We start from the raw sequence: 24197 nt of genomic DNA on the forward strand, positions 1-24197 counted from the left end.
GCATCCCGGATGGCCGCGATCGGTCAAGAAACAGCCGTTCAAGCAAAGCATCTGAGCGGCTCAAGCTCGCCGGCTACTGCGCGATGCGGTGCGGTCGGCTGTAGTAGACCCTTTGCAGCCGCTCATACCCATAGTTTCGCTACGGCAGACCCGGCGGGGCAACGGACATTCTGCGGATCGATGCTGAAGAGCTGATGTTTTTTGACTTGATCCGACGCTACCTACGGCTTCGACGCCAGAGCAGCAACAGGCCATCTATTGCGATCATCATTTCTCCAGTCCGCCGGATACCTGCGCTCAAACTCTCGTATTGACTATTGAGCCAGCCTTGCGTCAGTTTGAAGACGACTGTTCCGGAGACGACTAGCTTTGAAAGGCGTCGACCACAAAATTCCGCATGTGCAGTCGCGCCAGTTAGCCGTCGAAGCGAGCGATCTGGAATCTCGCAACCTGACTTGCCGCCACAGTAATCAACCACCACGTTATCGGCCTGGACGCGTTCCAGGTAGTAACTACGCTCAAAGTAGCGCAGAACGCCGTCAACCAGGCGATCAGGCAAGGTATCCCCGTGTGCATCCGTCGCACAGATATTGGTGATCTGTTCTGCGTGCCACGGCGTGAAAAACGATATGGTTACAGCCAACGCGCCAACGCAGATAAATGATCGGGCGGTTTGTTCAGCTTTCTCTTTCGCTAGTGTCATGGAAACGATGGCGCTGCGCATACGTTAAAGGTGCGACAGGTGACTGCGGTGCGGCTCCCGAGTTGTATACCAGCGCCGCTCCGAACGCGCCAGAGGTGGCCGATTGCTCTGCACAGCTTCGCCACCGGTCTTGCACTGCCTTTTTTGCGAGTTTTCGCTGCCGTTACGGGCTGAAGTCGATCTACGTAGCATCTGCTATTGACCGCGACGCTGTCGTCTGAAGGCCGCGAAATGCGGCTAGTAAACGGCAAAAACTGGCCGCCCCCGGTCCAACACAGACCGCCGGGCGTGGCTGGGCATAGACCGGCCGCGCCAGACAGCAGTCGCCCCTTCTCGGCCGCTCTCCCTTCCACAAAGCGGACGCTCGCGCGTTCGGTTGCGTCCAGCGAGTGCAGCGCCGTCAGTCGCGGGGCGTATTGCTCGCCTCGGACGCGTTCGCCAGTTCGATGAAACGAAACGCGCCGCACCGGGCGATCCCGATTGCCGAGATCCGGCGCGAGTGCGGCTTGACTATCACCGATAGCGATCGGGAGATAATCGCCTTCGGCTACAAAACCACATCGCAAAGTAGTAGCCCCGCCACGCTTAGCTGCTACTGCTTCCGACAACGGTACATTTGGAACTTCAACAGATGGATAGCCTGCTGTACGCCACCGAAACCGGCTTCAACGCCGCTTTCGTCGTCCCGGCATAACCATCGGAGTGACGGGCAACGGGCTACCTGAGTAGAACTCAGAAATCAGACGCTTGCGTCCGATTTCCGCAAATGCAAAACCGTTTATCCAGATAGCATTTTCGGTGTGTGGCTGTACGATGAGATATCGCCCTCGCATTGCGTCGGCGGTCAGGATATAGGCGCCAAGATGTCGCATTCCCAGCCCCCGCACAGTCCACCGAGGCGTCAAATGACACACCCTCGCATACTCCTCAGCGTGTGCGCGCGAGATGAACAGCGCTCCAAAGAGCTCATCCCCTTGTGCAAAGGAATAGGGTTCTTTCGTCTCAGGGTCGTACAACGTCCAGAATGGTTCGCCTTTCACCTCGGGGCCAGGCATCACAACATCGTCCAGGCGTAACGCAAGAAGTTGCCCTATGGACGGAAGCTCTTCAACCGACAGCACTTTCAGGCCATTTTCGTTGGCGGAGTCAACGGCCCCGCGTTGATAACCGTTGGCTGAAACGATGATGCCGACCAAGCCTTGGCAATCATGCACTTTCATCGCGAACGCCAGAACATCGTCCCTTTCCATAGGGCGGGTGGTGTTCTTGCATTCGATCGCAACCCGGTGCCGCACACCAGCAATTTCAAATTCGTAGTACACGTCTATCTGGTAAACACTCCCCCTTGATCCTCGTAAACTGACTCCACGCCCAACGACAGCGTTCTCAAGTTCAAGATCAAGCAAAGTCTGATAGACATTGCGGACGTGGTCTTCGAATCCCGGCCCGTCTCCTACTTCGGGTCTCGTGGTGCTTTGTTTTAGTACAGCTATAACACCTGCCATCGAGCGTTGGTTCATGATTTACGAATAGCGCTTTAAAATTGACGGCCCAACAGGTCGTTGGGATCTCACGTGCCGGAGATCGAACTCACGGCGCGCGTTGGTCAGTCTAACGTTAGGGTTCGTGCCGTTGTCAACGAATTGAGCAGGTATCGAACAGCCGTTTGTGGCCGGGGTGTGTGAAAACGCATGTCGAATGCGGTGTTCATAAAAATCGGCCCTTCAGATCGTGCTGTAGTGGCTTGACCGCAGCTCGGGGAGGGTAAAGCGACATCAGAGGACGGAGTACTTTTGCGTTTTCACACGGCCTCGACCCGTTGCCGCCGCCAAGATCCTTTGACGTTCACGGCCGGTATGAAGCTGGGTTCGGTTACCGGAGCCGCGCCTGGCGTCCAGGCAAGGGGGCGTCTGTGTGCAAATCAGTGTGTGACTACGCGCGCGAAACCGGCTTGCAGAAGATGGACGGCTCAACGAGCGCGCGCTAAGTTTCCGCTGCGCCAGCTTGCGGCATGGCGGCACTGCGTCCGCTGTTGAGGAACGGTCCCAGGCAGGTCGCGATTGCACGCGGCCTCGCGCTCACGTCTGCCAAGACGAGCTTCGACTTCGCCGGAGGCGGGCTGCGGAATGCGCTTGATCCTCGCAATGAGATGCCGCGCTTCAGCGGATCGTTGATCCGCCATCCGGGCGTGCACCCCAGCTAGCACCTGTGCTGCGCACAGGGAAATGACACGAGCTCGCGAATCGACGACACCGGCTTTTCCCGAGGGCGGCAGTTACGCGATGCGCTAACGTGGATTAATCTGCTTGACGATATCAGCCACGATGGCACGAGTCTGCCTGTCGGTAGTCGGTGCGAAGATGCCCTCCCATGCCGAAGACTTCGTGTTGTAGGAGCGCTCCCCGAATACCTGGTCAGTCTGCAGATCGCGGAAAGTCACCTTGGCTCGCATGAAGGCATTGCCTGTCATGATTCCAAATGCGATCCGGGCACCTTGCGAGACGAAGTGGTAGTCGTCGACATAGACATCAACGACTGTGCCGGCGCCGCTCCGCGCTGCCATTCCCGCCGTTTCGTCGATGAAGGTCAGTCCTGCCGGGGTCGAGGCACCTTGCATGGCTTCCCGCCATTCCGCCTGCACCCGAGGCCAGTCGGACGAGTCCGTGGCTACTTTCGATCCGGTCATACGCAGTACAACTGTATGGGTCGAAGCAGGCGGCACGACGATGCTAGCTTCTGCGGTCCTTTCACCCGACGACGAATTGTCCTGGGTTTGCAGCGTGGCCGCGCATCCGCCGAAAAGAGCTGTGCTTGCGCTGACGATAAGAATCGGAAGTAGTCGTCTCTGCATTCGGGTGTTCCGGGCAACGAAATCGATTTGTGGAATGGAATTACAGACTGTTTGTCGGCATAAGATCGCCAAACTTGACAGCATCCGCCGCTAGACAATTCTTGCGAGTGATGACCGCCGCTTCGGCTACGCGCTTCGGGCAGGACATCGCGCAAAAGCATTAACCAGAACCATGGACAGCAGTCGCCCCGTTGCTGGCGGTGGCAATGAAAGACTTCCGGCCGAAATAACACTCAAGCGGTCGTCCGAATGACAAAACCCCAGCGATGCTGAACGACGTTTCATGGCCGACAATGCGCATCCCCGACCTCGCCGGAAAACGGCCGTTGACTACTCCCGCGTCAGCGCTATAGAACGTTTTCGGACCTGGTGCTCCCGGTCACAATCTGCCGCCCATCGCGTTGAGAACCTGCCAACGCTATGGCTGCACTACTCCATTAGCCACCACCCGCACCAACCCGCCCCCATCCGCTCGAACAGAATCTGAACATTGGGCTGACCGACTTTCATCCCACAGCATGTCCATCAGGACGGCGCAGTATTTCACGTAATCGCGCGAATTCATATGCGGTAACGACACGCATCGGGTTGTAATGAATCTGAATGCCTAGAGCGCCTGATATCAGGCTCCGAGCAACGAACCCATCACCCGTTAGACATTCGTAATAATTATGTCATTCACGAATGTAAGACTTTGTATTGCTTTCGTAGGCAAACTTACATTCACATCAATAATGAAAACGTCCCCCAAGATTTGCTCCCTCGCTTTCGGCGCTGCCCTGCTCGCCAGTCTGGCTATCAGTGCATGCGGCGGCTCCGACGACAATGACAATGGCAACAGCCCCGCCACCGGTGCAAGCGCTCCCCAAGGCGCAAGCCAGCCGTCGGCCCCCGCTGCCAAGGCATTCTCGCTTGCACTGTTCGGCGATGTGCCCTACGGCAATCCCAATCCGACCGCGGGCGCAGCTCCCGGCGACGATCTGTACGAATTCAAGCACCTGCCGCAATACCTGTCGGCGATCGCGAGCGATAAAGATGTGAGCGTTGCCTTCCACGTCGGTGACTTGCATTCGGGCTCGGAGAACTGCACGGCAGTCTACGACCGGGCTATTCAAAGCTTCTTCTCGCAGTTCACGCTGCCCCTCGTCTATACGCCGGGTGACAACGAATGGGAAGACTGCCAGGTACCGAAGGAAATCGCCGGCTTCTACTCCGATACAGACCCGCTGCTGGGCAACGTCGCCGGAACGCCTCAGCCGAGCTACAGCACGGGCTCCAATAAGGCTGGCAATCCCGTGGATAACCTGAACCTGATTCGCCAGCTGTTCTTCCCCGCCGCGGGCTCGACACTGGGTTCGGGTACGCTCCAGGTTCACAGCCAGGCCCAGGAAGGGACAACCGATACAGACAAGCAGTTTGTCGAAAACGTATGGTGGGCGAACCAGGGCGTGGTGTTCGCTACCGTCAACATTCCAGGCGGCTCGAACAACGGGACCGACGTGTGGTTCTCGGGCAAGAAGCCGGAAACGCCGGACACGGCGAATATGACTGCGCAACAGGCGACGGAAGTCGCGAACCGTACGCAGGCGACCAAGGATTGGCTGAACAACGCATTCGACCAGGCCGAAGCACAGAAGGCAACGGCACTGGTCATCGCCGAACAGGCCGACATGTGGGACTCGGAAAACCTCGGCGACAATCCCCGTCTGTCGCAATATGCACCGTACGTGGACATCATTGCTCGCCGTACCGCTGAATTCGGCAAGCCCGTCGTGGTCATCAACGGGGACTCGCACCTGTACCAGTCCGACAATCCGCTGATGCCGAATCAGGCGTGCGTCCACGAAAACGTCAAGCCCGTTACTCAGGTCTATGACGCATCGACCCCGTTCACCGCGGCTACGCCCTGCTCGTTCGACCCCTACGTGCTGAACCCGGTGGGCACGAGTTACAACGTGCCGAACTTCCACCGCATTATCGTTCACGGTCAAACCACGCCGATGGAATGGACGAAGTTCACGTTCGATCCGACGAAGAACGCACCGAATGGCATCGATGCCTATGGTCCGTTCTCGTGGGCGCGGCAGCGGGTCACGCTGAACTAATTGCGAAGCTGACTCGCGGAGGGTTTGCCTCGGCAAACCCTATCGCCGTGATGTTTGACGAAGACGAATCGGGTTCGACCAGTTGCTGCGGGCGGCTGGCATCCGTCGCTGTCGAGCGCGGCCACTGCGCTGTATTCGACAACAAGCCGGGCAAATTCACCCGGTGGCAACCGCAGCCTGAATTGCCCATCAGGCACAGTCTGGTCTGAACCCTAAAGCCGGGTCCCTACTTGGGTGCACCCGGCTCTTTTACGCCTACACCTCAATGCGCGTTCCCTCTTTTACTCCTGTCTTTCTTGTACTTCTCCTGAGTTCAGTACTCGCCGCGTGTTCAGGTGGCGGAGATTCATCGAATGCCGGGGCACCGAATGGGGCCTCTGCGCCTTCCGGAGCGTCAACTCCCGATCACCCAACCCAGCCACCAGCGTCCCAGTTGAGCGCCAAGGCGCAGCTAGGTAAAGCTCTCTTCTTTGATCGCTCGCTATCGAAGAATGGCAATATGTCGTGCGCCTCGTGCCACGATCCGGCCTTTGCTTATGGGCCGCCCAACAATCTGGCTGTCCAGTTGGGCTCGGACGCCACACAGTCGGGAGTCCGTGCGGTTCCGAGTCTTCGCTATAAGGACATGACGCCCGCCTATTCGGATCAGGCCATGAATCCGGATGGCATTACCGGTTCGGCCCCGGGTGGCGGCTTCATGCTCGATGGGCGGGCACCGTCGTTGTCTGCTCAAGCCGCGTTCCCGCTGTTGAACCCGATTGAAATGGCGAACGCCTCCCAGTCCGCTGTGGTGACTGCGATCCAGAGCGGACCCAGTGCGGCGGCATTCAGGACCGTTTACGGTTCCGACGTCTTCACCAACGTAGAACAGGCGTTCTCCGATGCCGGCGACGCCCTGCAGGCTTTCCAGGTCGAAGATCCGAGCTTCCACCCCTATACGAGTAAATGGGATCTGGTACAGGGGCATAAGACCGGCGGCGTATTCACCGCGGCTGAGAAAAGAGGTCTCGCTCTGTTCAACAACACGGTGACCGGCGCGGGTTGCGCGGCCTGTCACTATGCCGGTGCGAATTTCGGGGGCGCCTCGGGTCTGATGACCGACTTCACGTACCAGACCCTGGGCGCCCCGCGTAATCCCGCGATCCCGGCCAACAGCAATCCCCAGTACTACGATATGGGGCTCTGCGGTCCCGATACGACGATTCACCTGCCACAGGCCGGGCAAGATGATCCGTACTGTGGGGCATTCAAAGTTCCAACCCTGCGTAACGTCACCACGCGCTCCACGTTCTTCCACAACGGCGTATTTCATTCGATCGAACAGGTACTGAACTTCTACAACACCCGGGATACGAATCCTGAATACTGGTATCCCTCGACTGGCGGTTCGGGCACACCGGTAGCGGCCCCTGGCTGGGCTCTGGTTCCCTCCTATGTGCCGGGGGCTCAAATACAGGTATTCAACGACCTGCCTCCTCAATTCCAGGGCAACGTTGATGAGGAACTGCCCATGGGACAGGGACAAACGTCTCAGGGTGGAGCAACGGCTTCGGATGGTGCATTGGCTCGTCAATTCCATTCGCAACCCCAGCTGACCCAGCAAAACATTGCCGATCTCGTGTGTTTCCTGAAAACACTCAACGACGGCTATCAGGTACCCGCTCAGGCCCCGACCTCGGGCCCGTGTGTCGACTAGGAATAAAGACCGAACAGGAAAGAGAAGTCGATGATGCGAATGAACACGCGTGCGGTACTCGCGCGGTACTCCCATTCATTCGCGAACCTGCATCCCGGCGATCGCCGGCAAACCCGCGAGTGCACGAACCAGGTCCTGCTGTCTACGATAGCCCGCCTTACCGAGTACCGCGCGTAGCTGATTGCGTGCCGTCGTAATCGTCACGCCGCACGCATTCGCATATTCGTCGAGCGAAAGTCCCTTTGCGAGGCCATGCGCGAGACGCGCCTCGGCAGCCGTCAAGCCGAACAACTGGGATAACTGACGTTCGGAAGCCGCGGCGCTGCGCTCTGCTTCGGTCACGACGATCATGAGGTCGGCGCTCGCGAGGGTGAGACCGCGCCCGGCGCCCAGCGCACGCGGCAACGCAAGCACCGTGAGATAGCGCGTCTGCGCGCCCACGCCCACGGGTACGCTTTCGGGCTTGCCGCTCTCGCGCACGCGGCCCATCGCGCCGGAAAGCGTGTCGTTCCAGAAGCTCGCCGACTCGACGCGGCGGCCCGACACGCGCAGGACGCGCCGCGCCTTGAAGAGGACTTCAGCGCTGCGGTTGCAGAACACGACCTCGTTGGCCGGATTGAGCACGACGATCGCCTGATCCATCGACTCGAGCGCCATTTCACCCGCGACGATCCCGGCACGCAGCGACTCGCTGCGCAGCATGAGTTTTAGCGTTTTCTGCAGATGCGGCATCAGTCGGCCGACAGCCTCGACCTGCTGCGCCGAGAACGACGGCTGGCCAACCGCGTGATTGAACACCAGGTAGATATCGAGCGCGTCTTCACGATAGACGCAGCCACCGAGGATATAGCGCATGCCGTTGGGAATCAGAAGATCCTGATAGAACTCGCTGCGATCCACGTAGCGGTTGTCGAAATAGTCCGCGCACCGGAACACGCACCCCACCGGCTGATTCAGCACCACGGCCCGGCGCGGGTCGATCTTGCCGTAGTACTCCGCGTAGGCTTCGCCCGCATGCATGTATTCGGCACGCGTCATCAGGTTGACGGGCGCGCTCTGCGTACGCGCGTCCCAGCCGACCATATGCGCCAGACGGCTGCCGATCCAGTGATCGAATTCCGTCAGCGCACGGAGCAGCGCGCTCGGGTCGAGGATCGCGTCGTAGAAACGCACGATCATCTCGTCCAACGTTTCCGGCTTGCCGGTCATGACTTCACGTGTTGCCATCAGCTGTCACTCGGCTTCGGATATTCTTTTTTCTGATTTGCGTTCAGTGTGCGACAGCCCCGTTTCATTCACATGATCAATTTTGATCATGCGTCCCCCGGCGCACTCCCGGGAGAATGCCACATCGACGGCCCGTAAAGAGTATTTCCTCCCAAAAGGAATGGGCAACCCGCTATTGACCGCCTGTATATGCAATAGATTGGCCGCCCATCCAAGGAAAATTCAAGGGAAATTTGCAGTGTGATTCATGGCTGTTTTACGTTTGCGGGCCGATAAAAATCGAATAGCGGAATCGCCCGGTGAAGTCATCATCGGCGGAAAAATAAAATTTCATAACTCAAATAATCGGAATCGGGATTCATCATGAAAAAGACGCTGGTTTGCATTGGGGTATGCGCAGTGTTGTCGGCTTGCGGCGGGAGTAGCGGGGGCAGTGGAAGCACCGGCAACAGTACAAGCAACGGCAGCAGCGGCGGCAACGGCTCTAGCCAATCGGGCGGGGGTTCGCAGGCAGCGCAGGCACAGCCGCTTGCCGCGCAGCAGACGTATATCGGCACGGTCAGCTTCGGCGACACGATCTCCGTGCAGATCGACGCGCCCGCCAAAGGCCAGATCACGACGACCTTCATCAATTCGCAGTTCGGGCTCGCCGGCAAGCTCGTGGGCAACTACACGCTGACGAACGGCAACTACGTCGTCACCTCGTTCGCGGCAAGCGGCACGGTGCCGGCCGCACTGGCCGCGGGCGCGAACGCCGTCGGCATGCAGTTCGCGGTCACGGCCGACAGCGGCAACCACGGCGTCCTGAGCGGCCAGCTCAGCAACGTGCCGAACGTGGCGGCAGGCAGCGGATCGCAAACGCTCTCGGGCCAGATTGCCGCATCGAACAACGGCGTCACCACGGTCGCCGGCCTCGCGGGCACCTACAGCTTCATCAAACTCTCGGGCGACTACACGGCCGCCGGCGTGCCGGTCGGCTCACAGGACGCCGACACCGGCCAGATGCAGATCAACGCCGACGGCACGTTCCGCGCGTGCCCGAGCGCCGCCTACAGCGCGAACTGCATGGACGACAGCGACGCGAGCATCGCCGACACCGGCTCGATCACCGTCGATCCCGACCAGGCCACGTATCCGGGCGCGTTCGACATGACCTTGAACGGCAAGTCGTTCGGCCGCCTCTTTGCAAGCACGAGCGGCGGCAACCTCACGCTGATGCTCGATCAGGCCGGTACGAACAGCGAGGGCACGTTCCGCACCGGTTCGTGGGTGTTCCAGACGGCGCAGGCACTGGCGAGCGGGACCTACGACGGCACGTGGCTGTGCTCGGAACCGAACACCAGCGACAACAACCAGTTGCTCGGCAACATCGTGACGAATCGCGTGACGATTGCGGGCACGACGCTCACGCCATCCGGCCAGTACGCGTCCCCGTTCACGCTGAACTTCAACGCGACGTTCAATGCGGCGTCTTCGTCCTCGACGCCCACACTGACAAACGGCGTGAACGGATTGATGGCCGGACTGCTGCGCACCACGAGCAATGGCAGCACGGTGCAGAGCGCGATGATGTTCCTGCCGGTTTCGTCGACGAACCTCTACTACCTCGACGAAGTCAACGGCAATGGCTTCTTCGTCGAAGGCCTCTGCGTCAGGCAATAGACGCATGTCGGTAGTGGGTCCCACCTCGCGCGCTCTGCGCCCGCCAGCCACCCGGCACAAGATGACGTTCGCCGATCGGGGATATCGGCGCGTGAGGATGCGGTGTCCGGCTTTCGCGTCACGCTCGATCGATTTTTACCTGTTCTTCCCGACAGCCTGACAGATCGCACCGGAGCACCACCGCGTCGAGCAACATGGCCCGAAAGGCGGCCTAGGCGCCCGCAGCCCGCTTGGCCTCCTCCTCGATTTCCATCGTGTCGAGATGCCGGTTGCCGATACGCGGATGCGCCCGGCCGCCGGTCGATGCACCCAGTACGATGACAATTTCATCCGGGCACGGCGCATCCGGAATCGACATCTCCAACGTGATGAAATGCGAGCGCGCCGAACCGTCGTGCAGGTGCTTCATCGGAATCTGCAGCGACGTTCCCAGACCTCCGCGCTTGTTCGTGAACGTCAGATAACTTTCTGCCTTCAGAGCATTCCGATATTGATTGCCGAAACGCAGATTGTGAATCACCGCCGAAGCATGTTCGATTTCGCCGGCTGCACCGACCACGGCCGCCTTACCGTATGCTTCGATCTCTTCGACTTTCAATTCGGCGAGCACCCGCTCGACCATCATGGTGCCGAGCGGACCACAGCCGGCGCGCTGCTCGGGCGAGAGATCCTCCACATAGCCGCGTCCTGCCCATGGATTGCGAATCACCGCCGCCACGCCAACCATCGTGATTGGCCGGTCGAGGTGACGGCCGCCTTCCCGACATGTCGTGTCCTTGTATACGACGACCTTGCGTACTTGAAAAGTCACGATTGCTCCTATTGGTCAATTGGAAAATGCCGTTGTTGATTCGTGCGAACAAGGGCAGCAGCGTTGCCGGGTGTCAAGCCGGATGACGCTGCAAAAAAGAATCGATTTGTAATGCGACCTGATCCGGCGCTTCGAGTAGCACGCTGTGCTTGAGGCGCGGAAAGATCACACAGGGCGCACGCAGTTGTTGCGCCATCAGCTGTGCCATGCGTGGCGTCGATCCCGCATCTGCTTCGCCCGTCATGACGATGGCGGGCAGATGCAGTTTGCTCAACTCGTCAGCCAGGTCCCCGGTTGCCAGGACCTTGTAGGCGGCGGCATAGCAAACGGGATCGTTTGCCAGGCTGCGGGCCATACGGGCCGCCACGACTTCCGGATGCGCGAGCTTGAACTCGTCCGTGAACCAGCGCGGAACCGATGCCTCCATATGTGCTCGCGCACCTTCCCTCGCGAGCGTTTCGGCGCGTGCCAACACGCGCGCTTTCTCTTCATCCGTGCGGCCGCCGACCGAACTGATGATGGTCAGCGTCCGCACCCGATCGGGATAATCGAGCGCAAAGCGCTGTGCGATCAGTCCGCCCAATGAAAAGCCGACAAGATCGAAGCATGCCCAACCGGCTTCGTCGACAATCGCGAGAAGATCGGCGGAGAACATCTCCAGCGAATATTCTCCGTGTGTCTTTACCGATTCCCCATGACCCCGCAAGTCGAATGTCAACGCTTCGACACGGGTCTGAAGACACGATAGCGTGCCTTGCCAGCTCTCCAGATCGGCACCGACGCCATGCACGAATACCACTTTACGGCCCGAGCCGCTGCGTTTGACGTTGAGACCCTCAGCATGACTCATGAATTGACCTCCCGGGTATCGGATGCCCGCCACGACACGACAACCGGCTCGCCGATCTCGAACGTACGCTGCCCCTGAACAGCGAGTTGCTCGAGCGCGACAATTTCGGTTCCCGTGGCGGTCCTGACCAGATATTTACGTGCCTGCCCAAGATAGGCGACTTCGCTCACGACCGCCGGCAGCACGTTTTCGCACGCAGGTTCATGCGAGGCGTGGTGTACGCGAATACGCTCGGGACGCACCGCAACAACGATCGATTCATCCTTTCGCGCGGCATTGGCTTCCGCGAGCCTGATGGTCGCGCCGCAAGGCAGTGCGCACCACACGCCGTCGGCGCCGATCGTCTGTATTTTTCCGTCGAAGAGATTCGATTCACCGATGAAGTCCGCGACAAAACGGGTTTTCGGCGCATCGTATAACTCGCTCGGCGTACCGATCTGGTCAATGCGGCCGTGATTGAACACCGCAATGCGATCGCTCATGACGAGCGCCTCCTCCTGATCGTGCGTCACATAGATGATCGACACACCCAGCTCCCGATGCAAGCGCATGATCTCCATTTGCATCTTCGCGCGCAGCTTCTTGTCGAGCGCCGCGAGCGGCTCGTCCATGAGCAGAAGACGAGGTTCGAACACAATGGCGCGAGCAAGCGCGACGCGCTGCTGCTGTCCACCGGACAGTTCGGACGGCAAGCGGTTGGCATGTTGAGGCAGACCGACGAGTTCGAGCACGCGTGCGACCTTTTCCTCGATCTGAGCCTTCGGCATTCGGCGAATGCTGAGCGGATAGGCGACGTTCTTCGCGACCGTCATGTGCGGAAACAGCGCATAGCTCTGGAACACCATGCCGATATTGCGCTGGTACGGTTCAAGCGGCAACAAAGGCTTTCCTGCCAGATCGATGCTGCCCGCGGACGGCTGAACGAAACCGGCAATGGACATCAACACGGTTGTCTTGCCCGAGCCTGACGGACCGAGGAACGTCAGGAGCTCGCCTTCGCGCAATTCCAGCGAGACATCGGCGATCGCCGCAGTCGATCCATAGTGCTTCTGCAAGCCGGATATCTTGAGCAGCGTTTGCTTGTCGTTGTGCTTCATTGTTCCGTGGCCTCCCCGCGACCGAAAATTGCCTCTAGCAACAGGATGAGCAGCGCGAACACAAATAGAACGGATGCCAGCGCGGCGATGGTCGGATCGACGTCGCCACGAATGTTGGACCACATCTGAACCGTCACGGGTCGCGCATCGGGCCCGCTAACGAACATCGACACCACCACTTCGTCGAAGGACACCACCAGCGAGAAGAGGAAGCTTGAGATCACGCCGGACGAAATCGATGGAAAGGTCACTCTGCGGAACGTCGTAAAGGGCCTCGCGCCGAGACTCGCGGACGCCTGCGCGATTCGCCAGTCGACCATCGCCAGTGACGACGTGATAGTCGTTAGCGCATAGGGTATGCACAAGACCGTATGCGCAACGATCAGTCCCAGGACCGTGCCGTGCAGGCCAAGCGGCCTGAACACGCTATAAAACGCGACACCGGTAATGATTACGGGAATCACGAGAGGAGACAAAAGGATTCCGCGTATCAAAGGCGCGCCGGGCAACCCTTCCCGCCGCAGCATCAACGCGGCCCCAAGGCCCAGACACGTCGACAGCAAAGCGGCCGGTATCATGACTTCCACGCTCGTGGCGAGCGACGATGTCCAGGCCGGGTCGTTCAACGCGCGATACCATTGCAGCGAGAAGCCCGGCGGGGGAAACGAGAGAAACTGCCCCGACGAAAACGAAATCACCACGACGATCGCAATCGGCACCAGCATATACAGTGCGACGAACAAACACACAGCGCCGCGCAACGTCCGCCAGATGCAACCCGGTTTCATCGGCGTGCTCCTTTGCGGGTGGCGCCCGTCGCGCGTTTGATGACCAGGAAGATCATCGCGGTGCCGCATAGCAGGATCACGGACAGCGCCGCCGGCACGCCCCACGTGCCGATATCCGCGACCTGTTCGTCGATCAATTGCGCAACCATCATGTCGCGTAGTCCGCCGAGCAGTGCGGGAGTGACGAAATAGCCGAGCGACGTAACGAATACCAGCATCGAACCGGCGACGATGCCCGGCATCGAAAGCGGGAAATACACGCGCCAGAATGTGGTGAAAGGCGAAGCACCAAGGTTTGCCGAGGCTCGCATATAAGCGTCGTCTATCTTCGACAACACATTAAAGAGCGGGAAAATCAGGAACGGCAGTTGCATCTGGACCATCGCGATGAAGAGGCCAGTGCGGTTGAAAATCAGTTCGAGCGGGTGCTCGATCAAACCGCTCGCCAGCAGCAGCGAATTGATGACGCCGTGCGGCTGCAGCAGGATCATCCACGAAAATGTCCGCACAAGCAGACTCGTCCAGAATGGGATCAGAACGACGAAGATCATCAGACGCCGGCGCCGCCCCGAAGCACGTGCAATCGTGTAAGCAACCGGATAACCGAGCAGCAGCGTGAATATCGTCGTGGTCGCGCTAATCACGACGGTATTCAACAGTACTTTGGCGTACACGCTGTCGGTCGCGACCGACACGAAGTTTTGCAGCCCGACATGAGGATCGGTGACACTTTTTGCCAGAAACGACACGACCGGCCAGGCGAACATCCCCAGAACCAGCAGTACTGCGGGTACACCCAGCCAATCACTGCGCCGCACGAGCCTCACGACAGCCGCCACGCGTTCCAGCTCGCGTCGAGGGCTTCGAGCTTGTCCTGCCACCAGGCTGCATTCAATATCACGCCCTTGGCAACATTGTCCTTCTGGGTCGCGAGCCATGGCGAGATGGCCTTGTCGATCTTCGAGAAGGCAGCGGGATTAACCGGCGAATACGCGGTGTTGTTCGAGAACATCGCCTGCGCGTCGGGCTGAATCGATCGGTTCACGAGGTGCATCGCCACATCGAGGTTTTTCGTGCCCTTCAATATGACGAGGTAGTCGACGGATTGCAGATTCTGTGCCCATTCGATCGCAATCGGCGCGCCTTTTCTCGACGCGTCGTACGCGCGGCCATTCTGGATGACGCCACAACTGACCGCGCCGTCGACAATCAGTTGCTGCGACTGCGAAGGCGTAGTCCACCACGTAATATGATCTTTGATCGTATCGAGCTTCTTGAGCGCGCGATTGACGTCGAGCGGGTAAAGCTTCGCTGGATCGACGCCATCGGCAAGCAAAGCGATTTCGAGCGTCGCATAGACGCGATTGCGGAACATCCGCTTGCCCGGGAAGCGCTTGACGTCGAACAGGTCCGCCCACGTTTTGGGGCCTTTCCCCACGCCGAAGGCCTTCGTGTTGTAGGCAACGTTGTAGCTCCATGCACAGGTGCCAATGCCGTAATCCGTCACGTACGCGGGCTCGACCATCGACTTGTTCACGATGCTGAAATCGAGCTTTTCGAAGAGGTTATGCGCGGTGCCGTTGAACAGGAACGTGTCGGTCACGTCGATCACGTTCCAGTCGGGATTCCCGCCCGCGGCGACCATCGAGCGAATCTTTGCCTCGTTGACTGGACCATCCTGAATGATCCGGGCACCGGTCTCCTTCGCGAACGGATCACAATACGACTTCTTCTGAAAGTCCTGGTAGACGCCACCCCAGCTGACGTAGACCAGTTGCTTCCCGTCGAAGCGCCCGGCTTGCGCTCGCGCCAGCGGATTCAGGAGCGCGCCTGCCGCGAGTGCGCCCACTCCCTGCAATACGCGACGGCGACGAATCGACGCTACTGCGTCTTTCGCACAGGCCCGAACCGGCGCTACGTTATCCATTTCATTCTTCACAAAAACCTCCTGGCATGGCTTGCAACGCGTAAGTTCTCGAATTATCTGGCCTCGTTGAAATGCGGAAGCACGTCCTTGCAGAACAACTCGATAGATCGCTTGACACGATCGTATGGCATGCCGAAAAAGGCGCCGTACATGAAGTAGTCGATCCCGAGTGCCTCATACGCCTTGAGTTTTTTGACGACTTCGTCCGGCGTGCCGAACATCATGTTTTCGCGCAAGGACTCAGGGGCATAGTCGGAACGATTCGACACGGTTTCATAACCGACCGGTTCGCAAAATCCATTTTTTACCTTACCGAGATTCTTCAAAAGATTCTCGAAATAGCGGCCGTAGTTAGTCAGCGATTCAACCGGCACCTGCCAGTCCTTCGCGTCTTCGTAGACCGCGGTACGGCGCAGCATCATGAGTTTCGGCCGTTTGACGCCGGGATTGTTCTCAAGCGTGGTTTCAAAACGGCTGACCAGATTCTCGACTTCCGAGAACGGTGCGTGCAACGGCGTCGCCATGATCGAAAGACCGTTTTTGACCGCCCAATCGAAAGAAGCCGGATCGCGTGCCGCGCACCACATCGGCACCTCGCGCTGCAATGGCTTGGGTACCGAAGTGGCGGCGGGAAACTGAAAATACTTGCCGTCGTGCGCGTAGTCGCCCTTCCATAGCTCCCGCACCACCGGGATGATCTCTTTCATATAGGCGACACCCTCCTGCTGCGGCATGCCGTCTTTCATGCGGTCGAATTCGTATTGATACGAACCGCGGCCAATGCCAATTTCGAGTCTGCCGTCGGTGATGATGTCGCAAAGGGCCGCTTCCCCAGCAAGCCGGATCGGGTGCCAGTATGAAGCGGACAGTACCCCCGTACCGAGACGCGCCCGCTTGACGGTGCGCGACCACGCAGCCAGTACCTGGAACGGGTTCGGTGCAATGGTCGCTTCGATCGTATGGTGTTCGGCCGTGAAGATCATGTCGAATCCACCTTCGTCGGCCAGCCCCGCCATTTCGTCGACGCGACGCCAAACCTCTCGCATCGACAGGTCTTCGGAAAAGCGATCCATGTTCAGTACAATTGAAAATTTCACTTTCGCGCCTTTTTTGACGTATCAATCCGATTGCCGCTCAGCCGCTTACGCGCATGACGAATGGATTCGGCGTATTGCCGGAATAGTCGACGACTACGCTTTTCGCACGCGAGTACTCGCGCATCGACTCGAGGCCGTAGTGCTTACCGTAGCCGCTCTCCTTGAAACCGCCCATCGGCGTGGTAAATGACGCCGCGCGATAGGTATTGACCCAGATCGTGCCCGCTTCGACATCGCGCGCAAATCGCATCGCCCTGTCTATGTCGCGAGTCCATACTCCCGCTGTCAGCCCGTAGCGCGTCGCATTAGCCAGTCTCGCAAGGTCGCGCTCGTCTTCGAACGGCTGTATCACGCCCACTGGGCCAAATACTTCTTCCTGAACGATTTCCATCGACGGCGCGACCTGATCGAGCAGTGTGGGTTCGTAAAACCAGCCCTGATCGAGCGGCGCGGCGGCACGCTTACCCCCCGCGAGCAGGCGCGCGCCCTGCTGCGTGGCATGCGACACCATCGATCCGATCTTTTCTAGCTGGGATTTGACTGCGACCGGCCCCATCTGCGTATCGTCCATGAGTGGATCGCCGAGTTTCACGGCACGGGCTCGTTCGATAAGCGCGTCGCGGAACGCATTGAAGATGGTCCGCTGTACGTAGATCCGCGACCCCGCCACGCATGTCTGCCCGCCCGCCGCGAAGATTCCCGCAACGACGCCATCGAGTGCCCGCTCGAAGGGCGCATCGTCGAACACACAATTGGGCGACTTGCCGCCGAGCTCCAGATTGCATTGCGCAAAGTGATCCGCAGCCGCATGAGCAACCTTGCGGCCGCTCGCGGTACTGCCGGTGAACGCGACTTTCGCCACGCGGGCATCACGCGTCAATGCTTCTCCCGCACTCGCGCCCAAACCCGTTACGACGTTAAAAACACCGTCGGGAATGCCCGCTTCCTTGATCAGTTCAGCCAGCGCCAAGGCAGAAGCCGACGTATGTTCAGACGGTTTGACGACTACGGTATTGCCGCAGGCCAGCGCGGGCGCGAGTGTCCAGCTCAACTGATAGAGCGGCGAATTCCATGGCACGATCACACCGACGACGCCGATCGGCTCGCGCGACGTATAGGCAAGCACGTCACGTCGATTCACCGGAATGGTGGTTCCTTCGAGCTTGTCTGCCGCGCCCGCGAAATAGTGGAATTGATCCGGCAAGATACCGATTTGCGCGCGCATTTCCTTCAGCAGCTTGCCGTTGTCGTGCACTTCGAGCCGCGCAAGACGATCGACGTTGGCGCGGATCAACTCCGCGAGCTTGCGCAGCAGGTTCGCGCGATCGGTCTGCGTGATCCCCCGCCACGCGGGATCATGCAGCGCACGTTCGGCGGCCTGAACCGCTTGCCCGACATCGTCCGCATTCGAATCGGCGATCTGATACCAAGCCTCGCCGGTGAACGGATTGAAGCTGTCGAGATAGGTCCCGCTCGCGGGTTCGTGCCACGCGCCATCGATCCAGTTGCGAGTGCGCGTGCCAGTCAGACTTTCGACACTGATCGATACCATTCAAGATCCCATATCGAGTTGATTGAAAGGTTTGAGCGCACCGTCGAGCATCGCGACCTTGCCGCCGTCGGCGCTATCCATATAGATGCCGAAGCGCGCATCGGCGCGTTCGAGGAAGTAGCGGCGCAGCATATTGCGAGTCTGGGAAGAACCGATCTGATCCCACGGCATCGTTTCCTGCGTGAACAGAGCGGCACTTTTGGTCAATTGCGGCTCATCCGCGAGTGTGCCGCGATAGACGATAAAGCTCTCGCCGGCATTCTCGAACACCGAGTAGAGGAACGACAGTTCGACCGTTGCGCCAAGTTTCGCGACAAGATCCGACAGACCGCCCGGTGCGTGCTGGTCCGTGCCGTGTCCTGCGGTCGGGATCGTCCAGCTTCCCTTGAGCGGATCACGGACCATCAGCACCGCGTCGCCGAGATTCGCAACACAGCCGTAGTTCAACGATTTGCCGGCACCGACCGCCTTCTGTTCGAGACCGAAATCAATGTAGCTGCCGCGGCAATAGGCGAGCGGAACGCCGCCCGTATGGCCGAAATCGAGCACACGGCCGATCAGCATCGTGTGATCGCCAGCGGTGACGAACTGTTCTTTCGCGCAATCGAACCATGCGATCGCGCCTTCGAGCAGCGGTGCGCCGGTTGTGGCAACGTGCGTCGGCACACCGTGAAACTTGTCCGGAGCGCGCGACGCGAACGTATTCGAAACGTCTCGCTGCCCTGCCGCGAGAACATTCACGGCGAAGCTCGATGCCTGCTCGAATACGGGGCAGGTCGTCGCCTTGTTGTCGATACACACCAGCACCAGAGGCGGATCGAGCGACACCGAGGTGAACGAGTTGGCGGTCAGACCTCGGTAGTGGCCCTGGTCGTCGATAGCCGAAACGACGGTCACGCCCGTCACGAAGCTGCCGAAAGCTTTCCGTAGCCCTTGTACATCCAACGGGCTTGCCTCTCTCTCTTGTGACGTATTCATCGAGAATGTCTCCTTCAGTGAAAACATTCTGGGTCGTCACTTTTCGATCTGCCATCTAGGGAAAATAGTATTTTCGAGTGGCGAATTCGAGCTTTCGACGAAACGCGGCAAAGAAATGAAAGCACCTGATCGTTAACACCAATGCACGGGCACTATGAAAAGTTGAAACTGAAAATTTGTCACAGTACGATCCGCTGCATGGACAACACTTTTCCAGCTTCAATAGCCGTCAAGTCATCCCAAGCTCATTTCTCACGCCTCGCCGACATCGCGAAACTGGTCAACGAGAGCAGCGATCTAGGCACGTTGCTTGACAGCATCACCAATGCCACCTGTCGTTACACGACATGGGACATGTGTTCGATCATGAGCGTCGACGAAAACGCGGGACTGTCGGTTCTGATGGCACGCTTCGACCCGTTCCTCGTTGATCCGTCAAGCGCCTCGACGCGTTGGGAACTGGCGACCAGTCCGGTCAGGAAGGTGCTCGACGAGCAGCGGCCGCTCATCATTCCGGATGCGCAGCGCTCCGATTACTTGCATTACCAGCAAGACGCGCTGGCCCGCCACTATCACACCGTGACGATCCTGCCGCTACCGGCAACCGATCAGTACGAACGGCGAATGATCCTTGCCGTGCAGTCGCGAGAGATCCTCAACGTCGACAATGACGAACTCGCCTTCCTCAAGGCGATTGCGCAGCTCGCGGCGATCGCGGTCGGCAAGGCCCAGCGTCTGCGCGAGGAAACGGTACTGTCCACGCGCGTCAAACATACGATCGATTCGGTTAGCGAACTGATGCGCCGCGTTCTGTCCGACGAAGCGCCAACCGCGGTACTGTCCGCCGTCGAGTCGCTGCTCGATTGTCCGATCGCGGTGGTCGACCGGCCCGCTCAAGCCTTGATGAAAGGGCAACGCGCCGCTGATCCGCAATACGCTAACGCGCTCGCGGAGATGCTGCGAATCGAGTTGAACGACGAAGCGCAGTGGCAAGCAAAAACATCCGACGATTCGACAAGCCCCACATCCACGCCTGTGCATCGGCGCGAGGTGCTGCGCGTCGACGGCCAGCAGGCCGGCGCACTCTATCTGCTGACCGATGAAGAACGCTTCGATCCGGTGGACGAGCTGCTGATCCGGCAAGTCGCGTTTGCGCTGTCGGTCATGCTGATGCGTACAGTCATCCGCTTCAAGGAGCGCACGGAGTCCCAGTCGAAAATCCTCGACGATCTGCTCTCGGGGCGCGACCTCGACGACGACCTGCTGTCGCGGGCAGCGCATTGCGGCCTACCGCTCGGCACACCGAACCGGCTTGTGCTGATCGGCATCCGGGGAGACGCTGAAAGCGCGCGGCAAATACTGCGCGGCAATCATCGTGCGATCTCGTCCGCTCTCGCGAACGCCTGGTCCGCCAACATCACCGTGGTTCCCGCGGGAACGTTGCTGATGGCGCTCATCTCCGAAGCCGAGGGCATTCCGGAAGCGCGGCGCCGCGACCTGATGCGGCGCTCACTGGAACTCACCGACCGGCTGACCGGCAGCGCTTGCGTCATCGCGCCGGGTCCCGTATGCCATGCTCCGCATGATTACGCGCCGGCATGGCAGGCGTGCCAGCGCGCGTTCCGGCTTTCCGATCGTTTCGCACGTAGCGGTGTCGTCCACGAAGAGGACTTCGGCCCTTATGGACTCGTGTTCTCCGCGTTGTCTTCCTCGCAGGTCGACGTTTTCGTCGCCAACACGCTCGGTGCGCTCGATCAGTATGACGCCCAGAATCGCGGCGATCTGCTGAAGACACTCGAAGCTTATCTGGACTCGGGTTGCAGGCTACAAAAATGCGCTGATGAACTGAAAGTACATGTGACGACGATTCGCTATCGGATGGAGCGTATTCGTGAGGTGCTGGGCAAAGACGTCGACGACGCAGAGACTCGATTCAGCCTTGAACTCGCGTTCCGCCTGCGCCGCTTGCAACACATGTGAGTACCGGGCGTAGCCCCGCCAACGAAACCAGAACCGCGCCTACAACACGTCGTCGCGAATACACGCCTTGAAATGCAACGGCGCAATTTCGCGCAGCACCGGACGTTGTTGCGCGCATTCCGGTTTCGCGTAAATGCAGCGTGTGCGGAACACGCAGCCGCTTGGCGGCGACACCGGATCGGCCACGTCGCCTTGCAGCACGACACGCTTGCGTCTCATGTCGGGCCGGTCGTCAGGCACCGCGGAAATTAGCGCCTCGGTGTACGGATGCTTCGGCGTTTGTGTAATTGCTCTCGCCGGGCCGATCTCCATGATCTGCCCGAGGTAGACGACCGCAATACGATCCGACAGATATTCCATCACGGCAAGATCGTGCGAAATGAACAACATCGCGAGGCCCAGCCGCTGCTTCAGCTCGTCGAGCAGGCTCACGATCTGCGCCTGGATCGACACGTCGAGCGCGGAGATCGGCTCGTCGGCCACGATGAACTTCGGATTGACCGCGAGCGCCCGCGCAATGACGACACGTTGCCGCTGACCGCCGGATAACGCGGTAGGACTCCGGTCCTTGTAGTCGTCGGACAGCGACACGAGATCCAGCAGTTCGCTGACACGCCGATCGACGTCGCGTTCGGTCGCATGAATCTTTTGCACGCGCAACGGCTCGGCGATCACGTCACGAATCTTCATCCGTGGATTGATCGAGGCAAACGGGTCCTGAAAGATGATCTGCGCGCTCTTCCGGTAATCCCGCAGTCCGGCCGCGTTGAGCGCCATCACGTCCTTGCCGTCGAAGCGGATCGCACCGTCGGTCGGTTCGATCAGCCGTAACACCGAGCGGCCGATCGTCGTCTTGCCCGAACCCGATTCGCCGGCAAGGCCAAGCGTCTCGCCTGGCGCGATGTCGAACGACACGTCGTTGACCGCATGCACGTGACCGACCAGCTTCGAGAACAGGCCACGGCGAATGTCGTAGAGCTTGCGCAAATGACTGACGCTGATCAGCGGTTGCGTGGAAGTCGGCGTCATGATGGTTGTCCTTGCAATACGGGCGCGCATTGCGGTACTTGCCGCAATTCCCGCCAACGCAGGCAGCGCACCTGGCGAAGCCCGTCATCGGTCGTTTCGAGGGACGGCACCTGCGTATCGCAGCGCCCCGCGACGGCATGCTCGCAACGCTTGTGAAACGTGCAGCCGGCCGGCAGCGCGGCCGGATTGGGCGCGCCGCCCGGAATCGGCTTGATGCGATGACGCACGTCGCCAAGACGTGGACGGGAACGCATCAACGCCTGCGTGTAAGGCATCAGCGGCTGGTTGAACAGATCGCTAACCGGACCCGCCTCGACGATTTGCCCCGCGTACATCACCAGCGCGCGGTTGGCGATTTCCGCGACCAGCGAGAGGTCATGCGTGACGAACAGGATCGCCATCTGCGTTTCCTGCTGCAACTGCTTCATCCGCTCGACGATCTGCGCCTGCACGGTGACGTCGAGCGCGGTGGTCGGCTCGTCGGCGATCAGCAGCCCCGGGTGGCAGGACAGCGCAATCGCAATCATGACCCGCTGCCGCATGCCGCCCGACAGTTGATGCGGATAGCTATTCAGACATTTGGCGGGACTCGGAATGCCAAGCATTGAAACGAGCCGCAGCGCCTCGGCCGCGCGTTCCTTCGACGACATCCTGCGATGCACGCTGAGCGCTTCCTCGATCTGCGCGCCGATCGTGTACAACGGATTGAGCGACGACATCGGCTCCTGGAAGATCATGGCCGCGTCGTTGCCACGCACGCGCCGCAATTCGCGCTCGCGCAACCCGACGATATCGACGGTCTTCCCGCCCTTCTTCGCCAGATTGATCGAGCCTTTCACCGACGCGTTGCTGCCCGGATTCAGGCCGAGCAGCGCGAGGCCCGTCGTCGATTTACCGCAGCCCGATTCGCCGACGATCGCCACGATCTCGCCCTTGCCGATCGAGAACGACACGTCGCGTACGACCGTGACCGGCGGCGTATTGCGTTTGCCCGTATCGAACGATACGGACAGATGCTCGACCGAGAGAACGCGTGAATCTTCGAACGTGGTCGTCATTTGATGCTGGTTCCGATCAGGTAGAAGCCGAACACGGTCGCCGCAACCGCCGCGCCGGGCGCAAGGCTCATACCGGGATTCATCGCGAGATAGTCGAAGCCGGAGCGCACCATGGCGCCCCAGTCGGGGGTCGGCGGCGGCATGCCGAGGCCGAGAAACGACAGGCTGGCCGAGGTGAAAATCGAATACGCGACGGTCAGCGCGAACTGCGCGGCAACGATGCGCATCGTGTTCGGCCACACATGCTTGAGCATGATCCAGTCAGCGCGCGCGCCGACTGCCTTCGACGCCTCGACGAACACCGACTCGCGCAGCGCGAGCGTCTGCCCGCGCACCAGCCGCGCGATCCGCGGCCAGCTGACGAAGCCGAGCACCAGCACGAGATTGAATAACGTGGGGCCCACCATCGCGGTGATGATGAGCGCGAGGATCAGACCAGGCAGCGCGATGAAAATGTCGATGATCTGCGTCGCGAACAGGTCCACGCGACCGCCGAGATAACCCGCCACGAGCCCGACCGGAATGCCGATGATGGCGGCCATCACTGCCGCGCCGATACCGACGATCAGCGAAGATTGTCCGCCGTAGATCAGCCGCGAAAGAATGTCGCGGCCGAGCTCGTCGGTGCCGAGCAGGTTGTCCGCGCCGGGAGGCGCGAGAAACATCACGCTGCTCGCGGTCGGATCATGCGGCGCGATAAGCGGCGCACATAGCGAAATCGCGATCATGACGAGCAGGATGAACGCGCCGATCTGCACCTTGGGACGCATCAGGATTTCGCGCATG

The 24197-nt window shown here is 59.8% G+C and carries 20 protein-coding genes; 4 read left to right on the forward strand and 16 right to left on the reverse strand.

Annotated elements, in window-relative coordinates:
* Positions 1 to 217: 217 nt before the first annotated feature.
* The 3 genes from F3J20_RS00510 to F3J20_RS00520 all read right to left on the reverse strand — a co-directional run bounded on the left by F3J20_RS00510 (position 218) and on the right by F3J20_RS00520 (position 3554).
* Positions 218 to 724 (reverse strand): hypothetical protein, encoded by a 507-nt coding sequence (locus tag F3J20_RS00510; RefSeq protein WP_167281342.1) that lies wholly within the window; start codon positions 722 to 724, stop codon positions 218 to 220.
* A 644-nt stretch (positions 725 to 1368) separates the two neighbouring features.
* Complete coding sequence (locus F3J20_RS00515; protein ID WP_345889818.1) at positions 1369 to 2223, reverse strand: restriction endonuclease; 855 nt, start codon at positions 2221 to 2223, stop codon at positions 1369 to 1371.
* 767 nt (positions 2224 to 2990) lie between these two features.
* Positions 2991 to 3554 (reverse strand): hypothetical protein, encoded by a 564-nt coding sequence (locus tag F3J20_RS00520; protein ID WP_167281346.1) that lies wholly within the window; start codon positions 3552 to 3554, stop codon positions 2991 to 2993.
* A gap of 734 nt (positions 3555 to 4288) precedes the next feature.
* On the opposite strand from F3J20_RS00520, the gene F3J20_RS00525 reads away from it, so the two are divergent.
* Together F3J20_RS00525 and F3J20_RS00530 are read left to right on the forward strand one after the other, a co-directional pair.
* Positions 4289 to 5659, forward strand: coding sequence for a hypothetical protein (locus F3J20_RS00525; protein ID WP_167281347.1), 1371 nt, complete (start codon positions 4289 to 4291; stop codon positions 5657 to 5659).
* Between the two features lie 265 nt (positions 5660 to 5924).
* Positions 5925 to 7355 carry a cytochrome c peroxidase gene (locus F3J20_RS00530; protein ID WP_167281349.1) on the forward strand — a complete coding sequence of 477 codons (1431 nt, stop codon included), beginning with the start codon at positions 5925 to 5927 and terminating at the stop codon, positions 7353 to 7355.
* A 75-nt stretch (positions 7356 to 7430) separates the two neighbouring features.
* Here F3J20_RS00530 and F3J20_RS00535 read toward each other — a convergent pair whose 3' ends face one another.
* Positions 7431 to 8582, reverse strand: coding sequence for a hypothetical protein (locus F3J20_RS00535; RefSeq protein WP_167281351.1), 1152 nt, complete (start codon positions 8580 to 8582; stop codon positions 7431 to 7433).
* Between the two features lie 363 nt (positions 8583 to 8945).
* Between F3J20_RS00535 and F3J20_RS00540 the strand changes: the two genes are divergently transcribed.
* Positions 8946 to 10244 carry a hypothetical protein gene (locus F3J20_RS00540; RefSeq protein ID WP_167281353.1) on the forward strand — a complete coding sequence of 433 codons (1299 nt, stop codon included), beginning with the start codon at positions 8946 to 8948 and terminating at the stop codon, positions 10242 to 10244.
* A 211-nt stretch (positions 10245 to 10455) separates the two neighbouring features.
* Here the strand turns inward: F3J20_RS00540 and F3J20_RS00545 are convergent, their stop codons facing one another.
* The 9 genes from F3J20_RS00545 to F3J20_RS00585 form a co-directional block, all read right to left on the reverse strand.
* A complete protein-coding gene (locus tag F3J20_RS00545; RefSeq protein WP_167037374.1) occupies positions 10456 to 11055 on the reverse strand; it encodes an amino acid synthesis family protein in 600 nt (199 codons plus the stop codon).
* Positions 11056 to 11128: 73 nt separating this feature from the next.
* On the reverse strand, positions 11129 to 11905 hold the full coding sequence (locus F3J20_RS00550; protein ID WP_167281355.1) for an alpha/beta hydrolase: 777 nt from the start codon (positions 11903 to 11905) through the stop codon (positions 11129 to 11131).
* Positions 11902 to 13002: an ABC transporter ATP-binding protein gene (locus F3J20_RS00555; protein WP_167037988.1), complete on the reverse strand. Its 1101-nt coding sequence runs from the start codon at positions 13000 to 13002 to the stop codon at positions 11902 to 11904. The genes F3J20_RS00550 and F3J20_RS00555 overlap by 4 nt, the downstream gene beginning before the upstream one ends.
* A complete protein-coding gene (locus F3J20_RS31945; protein ID WP_167281357.1) occupies positions 12999 to 13790 on the reverse strand; it encodes an ABC transporter permease in 792 nt (263 codons plus the stop codon). Before F3J20_RS31945 ends, F3J20_RS00555 begins: the two co-directional genes overlap by 4 nt.
* On the reverse strand, positions 13787 to 14728 hold the full coding sequence (locus F3J20_RS00565) for an ABC transporter permease (RefSeq protein WP_167281359.1): 942 nt from the start codon (positions 14726 to 14728) through the stop codon (positions 13787 to 13789). Before F3J20_RS00565 ends, F3J20_RS31945 begins: the two co-directional genes overlap by 4 nt.
* Complete coding sequence (locus F3J20_RS00570; RefSeq protein WP_167037386.1) at positions 14614 to 15717, reverse strand: ABC transporter substrate-binding protein; 1104 nt, start codon at positions 15715 to 15717, stop codon at positions 14614 to 14616. The genes F3J20_RS00565 and F3J20_RS00570 overlap by 115 nt, the downstream gene beginning before the upstream one ends.
* Before the next feature lie 53 nt (positions 15718 to 15770).
* Positions 15771 to 16814 (reverse strand): LLM class flavin-dependent oxidoreductase, encoded by a 1044-nt coding sequence (locus F3J20_RS00575; protein WP_167037389.1) that lies wholly within the window; start codon positions 16812 to 16814, stop codon positions 15771 to 15773.
* A 37-nt stretch (positions 16815 to 16851) separates the two neighbouring features.
* Complete coding sequence (locus tag F3J20_RS00580) at positions 16852 to 18366, reverse strand: aldehyde dehydrogenase (RefSeq protein WP_167281360.1); 1515 nt, start codon at positions 18364 to 18366, stop codon at positions 16852 to 16854.
* Entirely contained in the window at positions 18367 to 19344 is a 978-nt protein-coding gene (locus F3J20_RS00585; RefSeq protein ID WP_167281362.1) for a flavin reductase, read from the reverse strand. It lies immediately after the preceding gene.
* Positions 19345 to 19542: 198 nt separating this feature from the next.
* Here F3J20_RS00585 and F3J20_RS00590 point away from each other — a divergent pair, with 198 nt between their 5' ends.
* On the forward strand, positions 19543 to 21324 hold the full coding sequence (locus tag F3J20_RS00590) for a helix-turn-helix domain-containing protein (RefSeq protein ID WP_167281364.1): 1782 nt from the start codon (positions 19543 to 19545) through the stop codon (positions 21322 to 21324).
* 39 nt (positions 21325 to 21363) lie between these two features.
* Here F3J20_RS00590 and F3J20_RS00595 read toward each other — a convergent pair whose 3' ends face one another.
* From F3J20_RS00595 to F3J20_RS00605, 3 genes are read right to left on the reverse strand one after another with little or no spacing between them, the layout of a single operon-like run.
* Positions 21364 to 22353, reverse strand: coding sequence for an ABC transporter ATP-binding protein (locus F3J20_RS00595; protein ID WP_167037401.1), 990 nt, complete (start codon positions 22351 to 22353; stop codon positions 21364 to 21366).
* Complete coding sequence (locus F3J20_RS00600) at positions 22350 to 23411, reverse strand: ABC transporter ATP-binding protein (RefSeq protein WP_167281366.1); 1062 nt, start codon at positions 23409 to 23411, stop codon at positions 22350 to 22352. The genes F3J20_RS00595 and F3J20_RS00600 overlap by 4 nt, the downstream gene beginning before the upstream one ends.
* Positions 23408 to 24196, reverse strand: coding sequence for an ABC transporter permease (locus F3J20_RS00605; protein WP_167037407.1), 789 nt, complete (start codon positions 24194 to 24196; stop codon positions 23408 to 23410). Before F3J20_RS00605 ends, F3J20_RS00600 begins: the two co-directional genes overlap by 4 nt.
* Position 24197 lies beyond the last annotated feature (1 nt).

The organism is Paraburkholderia sp. Cy-641, assembly GCF_011752945.1.
GTDB lineage: Bacteria > Pseudomonadota > Gammaproteobacteria > Burkholderiales > Burkholderiaceae > Paraburkholderia.

Coding starts and splice junctions, on each gene's coding strand:
- F3J20_RS00510 (WP_167281342.1), bottom strand. CDS start 724: ATGCGCAGCGCCATCGTTTCCATGACACTAGCGAAAGAGAAAGCTGAA.
- F3J20_RS00515 (WP_345889818.1), bottom strand. CDS start 2,223: ATGAACCAACGCTCGATGGCAGGTGTTATAGCTGTACTAAAACAAAGC.
- F3J20_RS00520 (WP_167281346.1), bottom strand. CDS start 3,554: ATGCAGAGACGACTACTTCCGATTCTTATCGTCAGCGCAAGCACAGCT.
- F3J20_RS00525 (WP_167281347.1), top strand. CDS start 4,289: ATGAAAACGTCCCCCAAGATTTGCTCCCTCGCTTTCGGCGCTGCCCTG.
- F3J20_RS00530 (WP_167281349.1), top strand. CDS start 5,925: ATGCGCGTTCCCTCTTTTACTCCTGTCTTTCTTGTACTTCTCCTGAGT.
- F3J20_RS00535 (WP_167281351.1), bottom strand. CDS start 8,582: ATGGCAACACGTGAAGTCATGACCGGCAAGCCGGAAACGTTGGACGAG.
- F3J20_RS00540 (WP_167281353.1), top strand. CDS start 8,946: ATGAAAAAGACGCTGGTTTGCATTGGGGTATGCGCAGTGTTGTCGGCT.
- F3J20_RS00550 (WP_167281355.1), bottom strand. CDS start 11,905: ATGAGTCATGCTGAGGGTCTCAACGTCAAACGCAGCGGCTCGGGCCGT.
- F3J20_RS00555 (WP_167037988.1), bottom strand. CDS start 13,002: ATGAAGCACAACGACAAGCAAACGCTGCTCAAGATATCCGGCTTGCAG.
- F3J20_RS31945 (WP_167281357.1), bottom strand. CDS start 13,790: ATGAAACCGGGTTGCATCTGGCGGACGTTGCGCGGCGCTGTGTGTTTG.
- F3J20_RS00565 (WP_167281359.1), bottom strand. CDS start 14,728: ATGGCTCGCGACCCAGAAGGACAATGTTGCCAAGGGCGTGATATTGAA.
- F3J20_RS00570 (WP_167037386.1), bottom strand. CDS start 15,717: ATGGATAACGTAGCGCCGGTTCGGGCCTGTGCGAAAGACGCAGTAGCG.
- F3J20_RS00580 (WP_167281360.1), bottom strand. CDS start 18,366: ATGGTATCGATCAGTGTCGAAAGTCTGACTGGCACGCGCACTCGCAAC.
- F3J20_RS00585 (WP_167281362.1), bottom strand. CDS start 19,344: ATGAATACGTCACAAGAGAGAGAGGCAAGCCCGTTGGATGTACAAGGG.
- F3J20_RS00590 (WP_167281364.1), top strand. CDS start 19,543: ATGGACAACACTTTTCCAGCTTCAATAGCCGTCAAGTCATCCCAAGCT.
- F3J20_RS00595 (WP_167037401.1), bottom strand. CDS start 22,353: ATGACGCCGACTTCCACGCAACCGCTGATCAGCGTCAGTCATTTGCGC.
- F3J20_RS00600 (WP_167281366.1), bottom strand. CDS start 23,411: ATGACGACCACGTTCGAAGATTCACGCGTTCTCTCGGTCGAGCATCTG.
- F3J20_RS00605 (WP_167037407.1), bottom strand. CDS start 24,196: ATGCGCGAAATCCTGATGCGTCCCAAGGTGCAGATCGGCGCGTTCATC.